Origin of the sequence: Mesorhizobium sp. DCY119 (assembly GCF_003590645.1) — a bacterium.
Lineage (GTDB): Bacteria > Pseudomonadota > Alphaproteobacteria > Rhizobiales > Rhizobiaceae > Mesorhizobium_M.
Map to the genome: position 1 here is coordinate 489,664 of NZ_CP031834.1, position 15,404 is coordinate 505,067.

At 62.9% G+C, this 15,404-nt stretch carries 13 protein-coding genes; 8 read left to right on the forward strand and 5 right to left on the reverse strand.

Annotated features, from left to right (window positions below; all coding sequences use genetic code 11):
• Positions 1–10 precede the first annotated feature (10 nt).
• The gene (locus DZG07_RS02330; RefSeq protein ID WP_119813984.1) at positions 11–1,690 is read right to left on the reverse strand and encodes an ABC transporter permease subunit; all 1,680 of its coding nucleotides are present in this window, start codon (positions 1,688–1,690) and stop codon (positions 11–13) included.
• A 313-nt stretch (positions 1,691–2,003) separates the two neighbouring features.
• On the reverse strand, positions 2,004–3,224 hold the full coding sequence (locus DZG07_RS02335; protein WP_119821317.1) for an ABC transporter substrate-binding protein: 1,221 nt from the start codon (positions 3,222–3,224) through the stop codon (positions 2,004–2,006).
• Positions 3,225–3,479: 255 nt separating this feature from the next.
• On the opposite strand from DZG07_RS02335, the gene DZG07_RS02340 reads away from it, so the two are divergent.
• The 4 genes from DZG07_RS02340 to DZG07_RS02360 all read left to right on the forward strand — a co-directional run bounded on the left by DZG07_RS02340 (position 3,480) and on the right by DZG07_RS02360 (position 8,106).
• Positions 3,480–4,187, forward strand: a complete 708-nt coding sequence (locus DZG07_RS02340; RefSeq protein ID WP_119821319.1) for a DUF1045 domain-containing protein — start codon at positions 3,480–3,482, stop codon at positions 4,185–4,187.
• 1 nt (position 4,188) lies between these two features.
• Positions 4,189–5,328: an alpha-D-ribose 1-methylphosphonate 5-triphosphate diphosphatase gene (locus DZG07_RS02345; protein WP_119813986.1), complete on the forward strand. Its 1,140-nt coding sequence runs from the start codon at positions 4,189–4,191 to the stop codon at positions 5,326–5,328.
• Complete coding sequence (gene phnN, locus DZG07_RS02350) at positions 5,325–5,951, forward strand: phosphonate metabolism protein/1,5-bisphosphokinase (PRPP-forming) PhnN (RefSeq protein ID WP_091911671.1); 627 nt, start codon at positions 5,325–5,327, stop codon at positions 5,949–5,951. The genes DZG07_RS02345 and phnN overlap by 4 nt, the downstream gene beginning before the upstream one ends.
• A gap of 922 nt (positions 5,952–6,873) precedes the next feature.
• Positions 6,874–8,106: an HlyD family secretion protein gene (locus tag DZG07_RS02360; RefSeq protein ID WP_091911673.1), complete on the forward strand. Its 1,233-nt coding sequence runs from the start codon at positions 6,874–6,876 to the stop codon at positions 8,104–8,106.
• Between the two features lie 33 nt (positions 8,107–8,139).
• Here DZG07_RS02360 and DZG07_RS02365 read toward each other — a convergent pair whose 3' ends face one another.
• Positions 8,140–9,216, reverse strand: a complete 1,077-nt coding sequence (locus tag DZG07_RS02365; RefSeq protein WP_119813988.1) for an FAD-binding oxidoreductase — start codon at positions 9,214–9,216, stop codon at positions 8,140–8,142.
• 160 nt (positions 9,217–9,376) lie between these two features.
• Here DZG07_RS02365 and DZG07_RS02370 point away from each other — a divergent pair, with 160 nt between their 5' ends.
• Positions 9,377–10,057, forward strand: coding sequence for a permease (locus DZG07_RS02370; protein WP_119813990.1), 681 nt, complete (start codon positions 9,377–9,379; stop codon positions 10,055–10,057).
• Positions 10,058–10,081: 24 nt separating this feature from the next.
• Here DZG07_RS02370 and DZG07_RS02375 read toward each other — a convergent pair whose 3' ends face one another.
• Positions 10,082–10,411: a metalloregulator ArsR/SmtB family transcription factor gene (locus DZG07_RS02375; RefSeq protein ID WP_119813992.1), complete on the reverse strand. Its 330-nt coding sequence runs from the start codon at positions 10,409–10,411 to the stop codon at positions 10,082–10,084.
• Positions 10,412–10,458: 47 nt separating this feature from the next.
• Here DZG07_RS02375 and DZG07_RS02380 point away from each other — a divergent pair, with 47 nt between their 5' ends.
• The 3 genes from DZG07_RS02380 (at position 10,459) to cml (ending at position 14,057) form a co-directional block, all read left to right on the forward strand.
• Positions 10,459–10,941 carry an SRPBCC family protein gene (locus tag DZG07_RS02380; protein ID WP_119813994.1) on the forward strand — a complete coding sequence of 161 codons (483 nt, stop codon included), beginning with the start codon at positions 10,459–10,461 and terminating at the stop codon, positions 10,939–10,941.
• Between the two features lie 108 nt (positions 10,942–11,049).
• Complete coding sequence (locus DZG07_RS02385) at positions 11,050–12,663, forward strand: EAL domain-containing protein (RefSeq protein ID WP_119813996.1); 1,614 nt, start codon at positions 11,050–11,052, stop codon at positions 12,661–12,663.
• A gap of 182 nt (positions 12,664–12,845) precedes the next feature.
• Positions 12,846–14,057, forward strand: a complete 1,212-nt coding sequence (gene cml, locus DZG07_RS02390) for a CmlA/FloR family chloramphenicol efflux MFS transporter (RefSeq protein WP_281004515.1) — start codon at positions 12,846–12,848, stop codon at positions 14,055–14,057.
• A 247-nt stretch (positions 14,058–14,304) separates the two neighbouring features.
• On the opposite strand, the gene DZG07_RS02395 is transcribed toward cml, so the two are convergent.
• Positions 14,305–15,402 (reverse strand): DUF1513 domain-containing protein, encoded by a 1,098-nt coding sequence (locus DZG07_RS02395; protein ID WP_119821321.1) that lies wholly within the window; start codon positions 15,400–15,402, stop codon positions 14,305–14,307.
• Between the last annotated feature and the right edge of the window lie 2 nt (positions 15,403–15,404).

The following is a 15,404-nucleotide window of genomic DNA, read 5'->3' on the forward strand; positions in this document are numbered from 1 at the left end:
CGCCGTGCGCTCATACGCGCATGGCGCGGCGATGCCGGAATATCAGCGCCGGCACGAGCGTGGCAACCGCAAAGCCGATCACCGGCAGCAGCATCTGGAGAAAGGCATAGACGCCGATGATGCGGCGGTTGCCGCCGGAGGCCAGCGCCACCGCCTCGGTGGTGATGGTTTCGAGCCGCCCCGCGCCGATCAGCACGGTGGGCAGATACTGGCCGATCGAGACTGCAAAGCCGACCGCCGCCGCAACCAGGATGGCGCGGAGCATCATCGGCAGGCGGACGCGTAGAAGCGTCGCTGCGCGGGATTTGCCAAGCCCCGCCGCCACCGCCTCGTAGCGCCGGTCGAAGGCGCGCCACGGGTCGCCCAGCGACAGGAAGACATAGGGCATGACGAAGACCAGATGCGCCAGAACCAGCGCCGGCAGGCTGGCCACCGTGCCGGTACCGACGAAGATCAGCTGCAGCCCGAACAGGAACGCCGCCTGGGGCACCAGCAGCGGCAGGTAAATCAGGAACAGCGCGCGCCGGCCCGCCCTTTTCCCGGTCTCGTCCTCGCGGATCAGGCAGAGCAGGGTCAGCGCCACGGCAAGCAGCGTCGAAAGCGTCGCGACCAGCAGCGTCGTCGCCAGCGATGCGGCAATGCGCGGCGCAGTCTTCATCCAGGCGTTGGCGATAAAACTGTCGGGCAGCGCGTTGGGGAACTGCCACAGCCCGGCGAAGGACCAGAGGGCGAGCGTCGCAAGCCCGGCGAAGATCGTCAGCGCCGAGACAACCATGGCGACGAGGGCCGCTCGCGCCAGCCACGCATCGCGCCGCAAACGCAGTCCGCGATCACACAGATGATCGCGCATGGCCGCGCCGATATGCTCAAGCCCGATCCAGATGATGATCGCCAGTGCCGTGATGCAAAGCTGCAGCAGCGCGCCGGCAGACGCAAAGAACCGCATCGACAGTTCCGGGTCGCTCATCCAGCCGACCAGCCGCACGGCCAGCGGCGCCGGCGTGGTCGGGCCGAGGATCGCCGCGACATCGACCACCGACGACGAGAATGCGATGACCGCGAAGACGGCAAGTCGGATCTGGCGGTAGAGCGGCGGCCATACGCCATGGATAAACCCCGCAATGCGGCCATAGCCGAGCGAGGCTGATAGCGCCCGCGTGCGGGCAAGGTCGATCTGCGGAAGTGCCGCCAGCGCGATCAGGAGAAGAAAGGGTATTTCCTTGACGATCAGCCCCACCATCATCGACAGGCCCATCGGATCGTTGACGATGAGCAGATCGGGCGGGCGCTGCCAGCCGGTCAATCCAGGCGAGATCAGCCGCGATATCATGCCGGACGGGGCGATGAGGAAAGCGAAACCGAACGCCGCCGCCGCATGCGGCACCGAAAGCAGCGGCGAAATCAGATGCTGGATGCGCGAGAAAATCTTCGTGCCGGCCCAGCCGGCGATGAACAGCGCGACGATGCCGAGCGAAATGGCGGCAGTGACGAGCCCTGCGGCAAGGCTGATCAGCGCCGACATCATGATGCCGGGGCGGGCAAGCAGTTCGCCGATGTGGTCGAGGGTGAAGCCGGTTCCACCGAGCGCCGGCAGATAGCCGAAGGCGGGCAGCAGCGTGCCGAGAAGCCCGGCGAGGATCGGCCCGGTGAGGAGGATAACCGCCAGCGGCGGGCCTAGGCGGGGGAGCATTGGATAGGTTGAGGTGATGGTATTTTGCTCTGCTTCGCGGGACTATCGCAGTCTGGAATGCGGAGGGTTTCGCTTTGGACGCGACCCCCTCTCCGTCTCGGCTTCGCCGAGCCACCTCTCCCCCGCTTCGCAGGGGCGAGGAACCCAAGTCCTGAAATGTCGCGGCTTCTCAGAACCCAGGTTCCTCGCCCCCATGAAATGGGGGAGAGGTGGCGCGCGAAGCGCGACGGAGAGGGGGCGATAGCGTAAGCATCACCGAACAGGCCAGCGCCATTCCTGCAAATCGCAGTCACCACCAACCTCATCCCTTCGTTCAATTGGCCGCGCCGTAGCGCTTCTTCCATTCCAGTTCCAGCCGCTCCATCCAGCTTGGGTGCGGCTCGTCGATGGCAGGGCCGAGCTCATCCGGCTTCAGCGTCGCAACACCAAGATCGAGCGCGTCGAAACGCGCCTTGTCCTCCGCATCGAGTTTCGACACCGCAAGTACGGTCGGGTCGCCCCAAATCTTGGGGTCCTGCTTGCGCGCCTGCGCTTCCGGCGAGATCAGGAAATCGGCCAGCACCAGCGCGCCGGCCTTGGCGGCGGCGTTGTAGGGGATGGCGACGAAATGGGTGTTGGCGAGCGTGCCCGCCGGGAAGGTGAAGGAGCGCACGGTGCCCGGCAGTTCGCCATTGGCGATGGCGCCGGAGGCTTCCGACGGGTTGAAGGCGAAGATGATGTCGACCTCGCCATCGGCGAGAAGCTGCTTCATCGCCGGATAGTTCTGCGGAAAGGCCTTGCCGCCGCGCCACAGCAGTGGGTTGAGTTCATCGAGATAGGCAAACAGCGGCTTCGTCACCTCATCGAAGGAAGCCTCGTCCACCGGCTTCTGCAGCACAGCGCGCTCGGTGACGAGTTCAGACAATATCTGCTTGAGGAAGGACGAGCCGATGAAATCCGGTGGTTGCGGATAGGAGAAGCGGCCAGGGTTTTTCCTGGCCCATTCCAGCAGCTCCTTCGCCGATTTCGGCAGGCTCGCGGCATCGGTTTTGGCCTGGTCGTAGAAGAACACCAGCTTGGCCATGCCCCATGGGCTTTCCAGCCCCTCGACGGGAATGGTGAAATCGGTGCGGATGGTCGGCTTGTCGTCGGCGTCGACATATTTCCAGTTGGGCAGCTTTTCGGCCCAGCCCGGCGACATCAGAAGATCCTGCCGCTTCATCGACGAAAAGTTCTCGCCGTTGATCCAGATGAGATCGACCGTGCCGGTGTCGTTGCGGCCGGCGGCCTTTTCGGCCACCACCTTGGCCACAGCATTGGCGGTATCGTCGAGCTTCACATGCACCAGCTTGACGCCGTAGCGCTTCTCAAGCTCGCTGCCGGCCCATTCGAGATAGGCGTTGATGTTTTCGGCGCCACCCCAGGCGTTGAAATAGACCGTCTCGCCGCGCGCTTGCCTGAGCACATCGTCCCACTTCGCCGGATCGGGATTCTGCGCGAAAACCTGAAAGGTCATGGCCGCGAGCGCGGCCGCAGCAAGCAAAAATCTTTTCATGGAAACCCCGTCTTCCCTTGTCTTTTCGTTGCAGCGATTGAGCATCCAAGGCCAAACCGGGTCAATGCACGCTCGCCCGGCCGACGGTCACTTCGCTGTGACAGATGGCCGAAAACCCACCACCACAGCACCAGCCGCCCACCGCTTCTGGCTGATGACGCAAAGAAACTTGTCTGATATTACCGACAAATCAAAAAGCTTCGTCAATCCGTCATGCAAATCGCCTATGGCAGCGAGGCTGACCAGGACCACACGATGCGATACGCCATTTACTTCACCCCCGGACCCGACGACGCGCTGACCCGCATCGCTGCCAATTGGCTCGGCCGCAACCCTTTTACGGGTGCGACCAGCACTGCGCCGGCAACATCGCTGCTGACGCCGACGGAGATCGCCTTCCACACCGCTGCCGCCCGGCGCTACGGCTTCCACGCCACGCTGAAGGCGCCGTTCCGGCTGGCCGAGGGTGAGAGCGAAGCCTCGCTCGACAAGGCGCTAGCCGCCTACGCCGCATCGGTCGAGCCGGTGATCATCCCGCATCTCGTGCTGGGCCAGATCGACCGCTTCTTCGCGCTTATCCCGGGCGAGGTGTCACCCGAACTCAATCGCTTCGCCGGCGATGTGGTTGAAAAGTTCGATCGCTTTCGCGCGCCCTTGACCGATGCCGAAATCGAGCGCCGCAACCCGGATGCACTGAGCCAGATCGAGTTCCGCAACCTGTGCCAATGGGGTTACCCTTACGTGTTCGACACGTTCCGTTTCCACATGACGCTGACGGGCCGCGTCAGCGCCGAAGAAAGCCCAAAATTGCGTGCAACCATCGAACGCCTGTTCGGCAACGCCGTTGCCGAACCCTTTGCCATAGACGGGCTGGCCCTGTTCGTCGAACGCGAGCCTGGCGCACCCTTCATGGTGCATTCCTATCACGCGCTTGGACAAAGACGCGAAAGAAAGACTGCTTGAAATGACCACCGAGACGACACTGACAAATGCCCGCATCGTGCTTGCCGACGAAATCGTCAACGGCTCGATCCTGATCCGCGACGGCAAGATCGCCGACATTTCCGCAGGCGCCGGCAAGACCGGCGACGACATGCAGGGCGACTACATCATTCCGGGTCTGGTGGAACTCCACACGGACCATCTCGAAGGCCACTATGCGCCGCGCCCGAAAGTGCGCTGGAACCCGATCGCCTCGGTGCTTGCCCATGACGCGCAGGTCGCCACCGCCGGCATCACCACCGTGTTCGACGCGCTTCGGGTTGGCATGGACACCGACTCCGACATCACCGCCGCCGACATGCGCAAGCTCGCCGACGCCATCGAAGACAGCGTCGTCAACGACCGGCTGCGCGCCGACCACTTCATCCACCTGCGCTGCGAGGTTTCGGCGCCTGACTGCCGCGAGGCGTTCGCGCTTTTCGACGGCGACGAGCGCGTGAAGCTCGCCTCGCTGATGGACCATGCGCCGGGCCAGCGCCAGTTCGCCAGCTTCGACGCCTATGCCGTCTACTACATGGGCAAGCTGAAGATGAGCGAAGAGCAGTTTCGCGCCTATTGCCAGAAGCGCATGGCGCAGTCGGCCGAAAATTCCGCGCCCAACCGCGCCGCGATCGCCGAGGCCTGCCAGGCGCGCGGCATCATCCTCGCCAGCCATGACGACGCGACAATTGCCCATGTCGACGAGGCGATATCGCAAGGCATTCGGGTGGCCGAATTCCCGACCACGATGGAAGCGGCGAAAGCCTCCAAAGGTGCCGGGCTCGGCGTTCTGATGGGCGCGCCCAACGTCATGCGCGGCGGCTCGCATTCGGGCAATGTTTCGGCCCGCGCGCTGGCCGAGGACGGGCTGCTCGACATCCTGTCGTCCGACTACATTCCGTTCAGCCTGATCCAGTCGGCCTTCTTCCTTGGCGAAGTGGTCGACGCGATCTCGCTGCCGCAGGCCGTCGCCATGGTGTCGAAGACGCCGGCCGAAGCCGTCGGCCTCACCGACCGCGGCGTCATCGAGACCGGCCGCCGCGCCGATCTGGTGCGCGTGCGCGTCGACGAGCATGTGCCGGTGGTTCGCACCGTATGGCGCGAAGGGCGCCGCGTCGCATGATGGTCTCGGCCCTCATCGAGCGCGAGCAGGCAAGCGCTGAATTCCCGGTCCGCAACGGCGTCTTCATCGCCGTGGTCGGCCCAAGCGGCGCCGGCAAGGACACCGTCATCGCCTATGCGCGCCAGCATTTCGCCGAGGACGATACGGTGGAGTTTGTCCGCCGTGTCATCACCCGTCCTTCCGACGGCGCAACCGAAGACCATGACACGCTGGAAGATGCGGCATTCGTTGAAGCCGCGACTGAGGGCGCCTTCGCGCTTTCCTGGGAAGCGCATGGGCTGAAATACGGCATCCCGGCAAGCGTCGACGAGGCGATCGCCAACGGCCACATCGCGGTGGCCAACGGCTCGCGCAATGCCATTCCGGCGCTGCGCGAACGCTACGAGAATGTCGCCGTGGTCGAAATCACCGCGGCCCCGGAGATACTGGCCGAGCGGCTGGCCGCACGCGGCCGCGAATCGCGCGGCGAGGTGATGGCGCGGCTGGCACGCACGGTGAAGGTCGAACTCACCGGCCCCGGCATCTCGACCATAGACAACAGCGGTCCCAAGGAGATCGCCGGCGAGCAGCTCGTCGCCATCATCCGCAAGGCTATCGCCTTCGCCGATGTCGGGCGGTTTTAGGGCAAGCCCCTTTGCTGATTGGGGTCGGCCTCGAGCCGATCCATAACCCAGCCAGCGCCTAATTCTTTTCGGACTTTGTTCGAGCTGCGACCGCAGGCGCGTTCCGGCGGCGGGCCGTGCCTTGGCATTTTCACATCAGTCGCAAGAGACAATATTCCACAAAATATACTTAAATCTATCGCGAATACACGCATCAAAAAAAGATGAGATAAAGTTATTCTTCGGTGCTAATGTGGTCCGAGCTATTGTTCTTTGTTTGGGGAACTACTCGATAAACGAGTAAAAAAGAAGATCCGGCATATACAGCCATAGGATTATCGGTGATGTCCGAGGCAATGCACCCCCTGGCACCTCACTATCTGCCGGGGTTCATAACACCTCCCGGGGAAACGGACGTTCTGTTCGTGGGCTCGGTAATAGCCCTCATCATCATAGTACTCATGATCGGGAGCCTGTATTTCTGGCTTCATGCATTGCCGGAGCGAATGGCCCACGGCGCCAGCAATCTGCAGTTTCAGTTGGTTGGGGTTCTGTCGTTGCTTGCGTTGTTCACACACAACAACGCGTTCTGGGTCGCAGCGCTGTTGCTTGCCTTCATTCCCATTCCCGACTTCTGGACACCCCTGGCCAACATGGCCGAGTCTCTCGCGCGCATGGCTAACCGGAGAGCGCACGCCTCGGATGCGCCTCCCATGTCTGCAACCGAGGGAACCGCAATCAGCTCGCCGGCCTTGGCCGGTCACCCGCTATCGCAGGAAGCTGCCGCTGATGTAACGGCCAGGCGGGGCAGCGAGACACCATCACCCGCGCCGTCAATAGGACCGGATAGCAGAGCGCCAGCTTCCGGCACACAGGGGCAATCTCTGCCGGAGAGTTCTTCCGACAGCCGTCCCCACGTCTTGCCGGCGGAAGGGCGCGAACCATGATCGAAGTCCTGCTGTGCTCGATCGTCACCATCCTTCCCGATTTTCTCTATCGCCGTTTCGTGCAGGGAAAACGGATCGGACGCGAGCTCACGCTGTATTCGGTTTGGTACGAGCTTCGCTATGGAATAACCGCCTGCATCATGCTCACCATATCGCTTCTGACGCTCATTCTTTACTTTCACCCATCGACGAACAGCGCCGTTTCCTTCTATCGCACCGTACCCATCATTCCCGAGGGCGTTGGCCGCGTCGAGGAGGTCTATGCCGGCTTCAGGGAAAAGGTGAAAGCCGGCCAGCCCATCTTCAAACTCGACAGTTCGGAGCAGGAGGCCGCGTTGGAAACCGCACGGCGGCGCGTGTCCGAGATCGACGCGACATTGGAGCTGGCGAAAACCGATCTGGCCGGCGCCGACGCCAAGATCCAGGAGGCGCAGAGCGCATATCAGCAAGCCGTCGACGAGCTCGACACCAAGACCGAGCTGCAGAAGCGAAATGCCAACGCGGTTGCGCAGCGGGAGATCGAGAAGCTTCGGAACATCGTCGAAGGCCGCCAGGCCGGGGTGTCTGCCGTGCTGGCAGGCAAGCAGTCCGTGGAGGCCCAGATTTCTTCAGTGCTGCCGGCGCAAAAGGCCACGGCCGAAGCCACGCTTGCCCAGGCGCAGGTCGAGCTGGACAAGACGGTCGTCTATGCGGGCGTGGACGGAACGCTTGAGCAGTTCACTTTGCGCAAGGGAGATATCGTCAATCCCGTGATGCGGCCGGCGGGCGTGCTGATACCGACAGAAGCCGGCAGGGAGGCGCTCGTCGCGGGCTTCGGCCAGCTCGAGGCGCAGGTCATGAAGATCGGCATGGTCACCGAAGCCACCTGCATCTCGAAGCCGATGACCATCATACCGATGGTCATAACCGAGGTGCAGGATCTTATCGCAGCCGGCCAGGTCCGGGCATCGGACCAGTTGATCGACCCTCAGCAGGTGATAAAGCCCGGCACGATCACCGTCTTCATGGAACCGCTTTTCGAAGGCGGGCTCGACGGCGTCCCGCCCGGCAGCAGCTGCATCGTCAATGCCTACACCAACAATCACGACCTTCTCGCGGCAAAGGATCTGAGCACCTCCAAATGGGTGTTTCTCCATGTCATCGACACGGTCGGGGTGGTCCACGCCATCATACTGAGATTGCAGGCGCTGCTGCTCCCCGTGAAGACGCTCGTCCTCTCCGGGCATTGAAATCAGCGCTGCGCGCAGCGGACGAGATCGCAGTCAGAACCGGCTCGACCTGTATGGCGCAAGCAGCGGATCTTCCACGCCATGAGCTATTTCCGATGATGCGAGCCGCCCGATCAACGGGGCCAGCATCACTCCGACATGCATGACGGACAGATACAAGCCGGCGATCCTGGGAACCCATCCGACAATGGGTAAACCATCTGCTGGAACGGGCCTTATACCGACCTGGACATCCATCAGTTCGACTTCCTCGCCACCGACGAGCTGCTGCCTGATTGCGGCCAGCGCGCGCTGCGCCACGGCCTCAGGTCCGTTCTCCGCGGAGGCGTCGATATAATCTTCCGCGCCGACCATGGTCGTATCGGTCTGGGGCCGTATCTCCATGTGCTGGTTGCACACCACCCGGCTGACCAGGCGGCGAGGCGTGCGAAAGCGCATCAGGATGCAGGGCGAGGCGTCCAGCGGCAGCGTGAGGCCGAGCGGTTGGGACAAGGTCTTTGTCCCAACGCCTGCCGCCAGCACGACGGCGTCCGCCTCGATCTTGCCGGCGGAAGTCACAACGCCGGTCACCCCCGAATCCTGCGTAGCCAGGGACAGGACTTCGGTATCGAGCCGGATATCGGCGCCTGCCTCCCTTGCCGCCTGAACGAGAAGCTCCGTTACAGCCACGGGATCGATAGCGCCTTCGCCTGCTGCGAAGGCGGCACTGTCGGGCAGGTTCTTCAGGTTCGGTTCAAGGGCGGCTATCTCGTCGCGCCGAATGAGCCGCACGTCATGCCCCATGGCGGCGCTGTCGTGAGCAAGGCGTTCGGTATCGATGGAATTGGCGTGCCAGGTCAATGCACCTGACCAGTCGACCCGAAGCCGCCCGCTCAGCTCGCTTTCCAGCCTGTGCCACTCGCCGATGCCCCGCTTGCGCAGTTCCGGATAGGTCTCGGGCAGGCCGTGGGACACGTTGATCCATGCGAACGACCGATGCGTCACGCCGCCGGCAGGCTTTGCCCTGTCGACAAGCGTAACCGCCACATTCAGCCTGGCCAGATGATAGGCGATGGAAGCGCCGACAATCCCGGCTCCCACGATAACGACGCTTGATCGCCGTGATGTCATTTCTGTGCCCGCCCCGTTTTCCCCGATTGGTGTCGCAAACTTCCCGATCAGGCAACTGTTTTTGCAGCCGGCATTCGCGGCATCTCAACGGGCAGTTTGCCCGATCCCCACGCTCGTGTTTAATGGCGCAGGCGGCCAGCCATGAGCAGGAGAGCTCGCAATGGATTTCATGCGATTGCTGAAGTCGCTCGAGGAACTCCTCTATGAGCTGGCGTCATGGCTGCTGTTCTATCCGCTGACCATGTGGCGAACGTTGCGCCGTCCGACAGCGATGATGCGCTACGCCGACGTGGAGCTCGCCGATACACAGGCCGAGCAATATATCGACACGCTGAGCCCGCCGCTGTTCCTGCTCATCACCTTGCTGCTTGCGCACGGAATAGAGCTCAGCCTGCGCGATGCCGCCCCATGGGTGCTGCCTGCGATCCTGGCCAGCGATTCCAACCTGCTGATCTTTCGCGGTGTCGCGTTCAGCATCTTTCCGCTGCTGATGTCCCTGAAGATGCTGCGCCACCGCGGCATCCGGCTCGACCGCCATACGCTCAAGCCGCCCTTTTACAGCCAGTGCTATGTCGCCGCACCTTTCGCCTTTTCGTTCAGCCTGCTCGGGTCCCTGTCGCGCATGCACAACCCCACCGTGGTCGCATCGGGGATGGTTATCTTCGCCATCTCCCTGATCTGGTACGTGGTGATCGAGACGCGCTGGTTCGCGTCCCATCTCAAACTGTCGACCGGACGCGCGGCGTTCATGGTGATCGTCACGGTTTGCCAGGCGATACTGATCATGTTCCTGGCCGGAGCGGCCATCGTCTATGGTCTGGGCTCCGGCATCACTCGGTGAAGCTGCGTTTCCCGCCCGCCACACTCACAGCGTCTCCTCCAGATCGGTCTTCAGCCGGTCCAGCACCTCGGTTGCGTAGGCCGCGTAAGGCCCGATCCAGCGATCGTGGATGTGCTTGATCGGCAGGGGGTTGAGATGGTTCCAGCGCTCACGCCCCTCGCGGCGCACGATGATCAGGTCCGCCTCCTCCAGCACCTTCAGATGCTGCATCACCGTGCAGCGATCGAGTGCGGGAAAGCGGGTGCAAAGCTCGCCAGTCGTCTGGGGATCATCCTTGAGCACATCGAGGATCGAGCGTCGGGTCGACGCCGCCAACGCCTTGAAAATCATGTCGTTTTCACCATCGCTTGACATGTTATGTTTTTATAACATAATTGCCGCAAGAACAAGGAGAAAAGATCATGGAACTGAAGTTCAATGTCAGTGCACGGGTCTCGAAACCTGTTGCTGAAGTCTTCGAAGCAGTGGTCGATCCCGCCCAGCTGTCGCGCTATTTCACCACCGGCGGCGCCAAGGGGCGGCTTGAGACGGGCGCCACCGTCACCTGGGACTTTCATGACTTTCCCGGCGCCTTTCCGGTCCATGTCGTCGAGGTCGAGAAGGACCGCAAGATCGTCCTGCAATGGGAGGCCAATGAGGGCGCGCCGTCGGACGGCGAGGCGGCGGTCACCGCATCCACCGGCTACATGACCACGGTGACGATGACGTTTGAGTCGCTAGAGGGTAACCGCACGCTGGTCTCCATCGCCGAGGAAGGCTGGCGCGAGACGCCGACCGGCCTGAAGGCCTCCTACGGCAATTGCCAGGGCTGGTCGCAGATGCTGTGCGCGCTGAAAATCTGGCTCGAGCACGGCATCAACCTGCGCGAAGGCATGTACAAATAGCTACGCGGCCCGGCTCTCGAGCTTTCAGACAATCCGATAGACACGAAAGGGAATTTCTTAACGCCGGCCGGCGCATCATGGCCCGCGTAGAACCGCGAAGTTGCGGAGATGGAAATGCGACGCTCCCGCATTATCGCGACAGGTGTCCTGCTGGCTTTGCTCGGCGCTGCAATCCCCATTGCCGCGATGGCCTATATGTCGTGGGCGATTGCGGTGCAGAAGGAGCAAGCCCTCCTGACGCTGTTTGCCGATCGCACGATCGTGCGGGCGAACAACACCTTCCGCGAAGCGAAAGACGCGCTCGATGCCGTCGAAGCCACGCCGTTCATCCCCTGTTCGGAAGAGCACATCGCGCGCATGCGGCTCCTCACGGTCAATACACCTGCCATTGAGGAAATGGGGTATTTCGAAAACGGTTTCCTCAAATGCACGTCCTGGGGACAGACGGCAGGTAAAATCGCGCTGACGCCTGCAGACTATGTGACGCCGGACGGGCTGGACGTGAAATTGCGGATAGCGCCGCGGGTCACCCGAGGCAACCCGATGATGGCTCTGCGTCGTGGCAGGCACAATGTTCTCGTCGTGCCCTCACGCTTTGTCGATGTCCTGGTCGACGACAGCATGTCGCTGGCGCTGACCAACGACCAGGGCACGCTGATCGATACGCTCAACGCCCCGGACGCAGCGCTCGTCAAATCCGCGATCGGCAATCCGCAGGACGGCATGACCGACGACGCACTGTACGCCGTGGCGCGCGACACCGGCCTTGTCGCGGTCGTCACCGAACCGAAAGCGAAACTCGCCGGCAAACTTCGACAGGAGCAAATGTTTCTCCTGCCCATCGGGGCATTCATCGCGGCCTTCATCGTCGGCGTCGTCGTCTGGCTGTCGCGAAAACAGCTTTCGCCGCTGGGTGAGCTTGCGATCGCCGTGCGCAATCGCGAATTCATCGTGCACTACCAGCCTATCGTCGAACTCAAGTCCGGCATATGCGTCGGCGCGGAGGCGCTGGTGCGCTGGAAGCGCCCCGATGGCAGCATCGTCCGCCCCGATCTGTTCATTCCGCTGGCGGAAGAGAGCGGCCTGATCATGCCGATCACCGATCAGGTTTTCGAGGCCATCGTCTTCGACCTGAACCGGATGCTGGTCGAGGACCGTACGCTCCACATCGCCATCAACATCTGCGCCGCCGACATCAAGTCCGGCCGAATTCTCGATTTCATAGAAGACAGGCTGCGCCACACCGGCATCAGGCCGACGCAGATATGGCTGGAGGCGACCGAGCGCGGCTTCATCGACATCGACGCCGCGCGCGTGACGCTCGGCCGGGCGCGCGCGTTCGGTCATTCGGTGGCGATCGACGATTTCGGCACCGGCTATTCCAGCCTGCAATATCTCCAGGGCCTGCCGATGGATGCGCTGAAAATCGACAAGTCCTTCGTCGACACGGTCGGCAAGAACACGGCCACAAGCTCGGTGACGTCCCACATCATCGACATGGCGAAGGCGCTCGGCCTCTATACGGTGGCGGAGGGCATCGAGACCGCAGGACAGGCGGACTACCTCAAAGCGCAGGGCGTCGATTTCGGGCAGGGATGGCTGTTCTCCAGGGCGCTGCCTGCCGCCGAATTCATCGCCTATCATCGCCGCAGCAAGGAGACTTACGGCACGGCGCCCGAGGTCATTCAGGTGCTGGCCGTTGCCGGATCGGCCCGAGGCTGATAAAGCACGGCGCATTCATTCACGGGGCAAGACCATGGGACCCACCAAGTCAGCAGACAAGTAAGCCGCAGCAACTCGACTGTTGTTGCGGCGTCTGTCCCGTCATTCCCGGTTTGAAATACCGACCCTAAAGGGAAGGCAGATCGCCGCCAGATCTTACCCATTTGAGCGGATGCATAATCGTGCCTTATCAAAACTCCCCTTCTCCCACGCCGAAGGCGTGGAACTACGCCCTGCCCTCAGCCCTGCTGCTGATGGCGCCCTTCGACATCCTGGCCTCGCTGGCCATGGATATTTACCTCCCGTTCGTTCCGGCGATGCCCGGCATCCTCGGCACCACGCCGGCGGTCGTGCAACTGACGCTGAGCCTCTACATGATCATGCTCGGGCTCGGCCAGATCGTCTTCGGGCCTATCTCCGATCGCATCGGCCGCCGTCCGGTGCTGATCGGCGGGGCGCTGCTCTTTGCGGCGAGTTCGTTCCTGCTTGCCGGCACCTCGTCGGCTGCGATCTTCGTCGTGCTGCGCCTGCTGCAGGCGGCGGGCGCGTCGGCGGCACTGGTCGCCACCTTTGCCACGGTTCGCGATGTCTATGCCGAGCGGCCGGAAGGTGCTGTCATCTACAGCCTGTTCAGCTCCATGCTGGCTTTCGTGCCGGCGCTCGGCCCGATCGCCGGCGCAGTGATTGCCGATCATCTCGGCTGGCGTTTCATCTTCGTCACGCTCGGCGTGCTGGCAGTCTTGGCTTCGCTGAATGCGATGCCGCGATGGCATGAAACGCGGCCTGCAGGCACGTCGGCAAAGCGGCCGGCTTTCAGGCCGATCCTGAAGAGTTTTACGTTCTGGACCTACACGCTCGGCTTCAGTGCGGCGATGGGCGCGTTCTTCGTCTTCTTCTCGACGGCGCCGCGCGTGCTTATCGGCCGTGCCGGCTTCTCCGAGATGGGATTCAGCATCGCCTTCGCCACCGCGGCACTTGTGATGATCGCCACCACGCGCTTCGCCAAACGCTTCGTCGCGCGTTGGGGCATTGCCGGCAGCCTTGCTCGCGGCATGGCGATGCTGCTTCTCGGTGCGGCGCTGCTGGTGGCGGGACAGTGCTTGTTCGAACCGTCCTTCTGGACCTTTGTCCTGCCGATGTGGGTCATCTCGGTTGGCATCGTCTTCGCCGGCTCAGTTAGCGCAAACGGCGCGCTGCAGGCGTTCGGCGATGTCGCAGGTACTGCGGTCGCGCTTTATTTCTGCGTCCAGAGCCTGATCGTCGGTATCATCGGCACGCTATTGGTCGTGCTGCTCGGCGGCGACACGGCATGGCCGCTGGCCGGCTATTGCATGGTCATGGCGCTGGTCACGCTGGGCATGCTCGCGCTGTTGCAAAGCCGGCAAAGCACCTGACAGAGCGCCGGACCAAACTCGACCCCCACTCCGTCTCGGCTTCGCCGAGCCACCTCTTCCCCGTTCGCAGGGGGGAGAGGTGTCACGCGAAGCGTGACGGAGTGGGGGTCGACCGTACCGTAGGCGATTGCCCTGCCATAAACTGGGAGAAGGAGGCTGGCCGCAACGCTGACGACCCCCTCTCCCCGTCCTTCACGGGGAGAGGGTAAGGGTGAGGGGCATTTTCGCACCAAAGACCTGAAACGATCTAGCCGATTCTGAGGAGATGATTATCCCAGACATAGTCAGCTTCCTCGACCGTCCCACCGTCGGCATCCACGATTTCGCCCGTGCCGGTGGTGGCGCGGAAGCCGGCATGGTCGGGCGCAAGCCCGCAGACCTCGCGCAGCGATTGGTCCGAGACGATCCTGCCGCTCGCCGCCTCGAAAACGGCGAAGGAATTGCCCTGCGGCGACGATACCGCGACCATACCGGCATCGCGGTTGGCGGCGACCGAGCCGATATAGTTGCGGAAGCCGCCGAGCACGTCTTCCGGCATGTCGAGAAGCTGAAGCCCCTTGCCGCGCTCGGCCTTGCCGACGAGCGAAGGCTTTTCGGTTGCCGGGCCTCTGTGCTGGCAGCCGAACCAGATTGCGCCCGTTGCGTCCGTATCCATGTGGCGAATCGAAAGCTGGTGTAGCGCTGGGGGCAATTCATGGCTTTCGATCAGGTCGCCCGAGACGCGATCGACGAACACCAGCGACGGCTTCATCGTCGACAGGTTCATCTCGGCACGGCCGAAATCCGGATGGGTCTCGATGCCGCCATTGGCGATGGCCAGCGTCCTGCCATCATCGAGCAACAGCAGCTCATGTGGCCCGACGCCATGAGTCGGAAATTCGCCCAGCCGCCGAAAACCGTCGCGCGCATCATAGATGCCGACCATGCCGGCGGCGTTGTCGAAATCATTCTCGGTCGCATAGAGCAGCGCGCCGTCCGGCGAAAAGACGCCATGGCCGAAGAAATGACGGTCCGGCAGGCTGGCGACGGTCTGCGGCGCGGCCTTGCCGGTGGGGTCGAAGGCGACGAAGAAGGTTCCCGGCTGGCGCGCGAACACCACGGACTTTCCCGATATCGGATCGAAGGTCACGTCGTGGCCGCGGTCGGGCAGGTCGACCTGATGCAGCAGCTTGCCGGCTTCCGACAGGATCGCCGCGCCATAGCTACCGTCGCGCTTCTGGTAGGCGGTGGCAAAGACCGCGTCGGCATCCAGCGTTTTCGCCCAGGCGGCAGGCGCCAGCGATGCTGCAAAGGCAGCACCCGCAGCCTTCAGGAAGTCGCGGCGATCGATGAGCGGCGTGCGCATCA

Bases quoted from the DNA above. Each gene is read 5' to 3' on its own strand.
- DZG07_RS02380 (WP_119813994.1), top strand. From the start codon at position 10,459: ATGGAACTGAAGTTCAATGTCAGTGCACGGGTCTCGAAACCTGTTGCT.
- DZG07_RS02370 (WP_119813990.1), top strand. From the start codon at position 9,377: ATGGATTTCATGCGATTGCTGAAGTCGCTCGAGGAACTCCTCTATGAG.
- DZG07_RS02365 (WP_119813988.1), bottom strand. From the start codon at position 9,216: ATGACATCACGGCGATCAAGCGTCGTTATCGTGGGAGCCGGGATTGTC.
- DZG07_RS02385 (WP_119813996.1), top strand. From the start codon at position 11,050: ATGGAAATGCGACGCTCCCGCATTATCGCGACAGGTGTCCTGCTGGCT.
- DZG07_RS02340 (WP_119821319.1), top strand. From the start codon at position 3,480: ATGCGATACGCCATTTACTTCACCCCCGGACCCGACGACGCGCTGACC.
- phnN (WP_091911671.1), top strand. From the start codon at position 5,325: ATGATGGTCTCGGCCCTCATCGAGCGCGAGCAGGCAAGCGCTGAATTC.
- DZG07_RS02345 (WP_119813986.1), top strand. From the start codon at position 4,189: ATGACCACCGAGACGACACTGACAAATGCCCGCATCGTGCTTGCCGAC.
- DZG07_RS02335 (WP_119821317.1), bottom strand. From the start codon at position 3,224: ATGAAAAGATTTTTGCTTGCTGCGGCCGCGCTCGCGGCCATGACCTTT.
- DZG07_RS02360 (WP_091911673.1), top strand. From the start codon at position 6,874: ATGATCGAAGTCCTGCTGTGCTCGATCGTCACCATCCTTCCCGATTTT.
- DZG07_RS02375 (WP_119813992.1), bottom strand. From the start codon at position 10,411: ATGTCAAGCGATGGTGAAAACGACATGATTTTCAAGGCGTTGGCGGCG.
- DZG07_RS02330 (WP_119813984.1), bottom strand. From the start codon at position 1,690: ATGCTCCCCCGCCTAGGCCCGCCGCTGGCGGTTATCCTCCTCACCGGG.
- DZG07_RS02395 (WP_119821321.1), bottom strand. From the start codon at position 15,402: ATGCGCACGCCGCTCATCGATCGCCGCGACTTCCTGAAGGCTGCGGGT.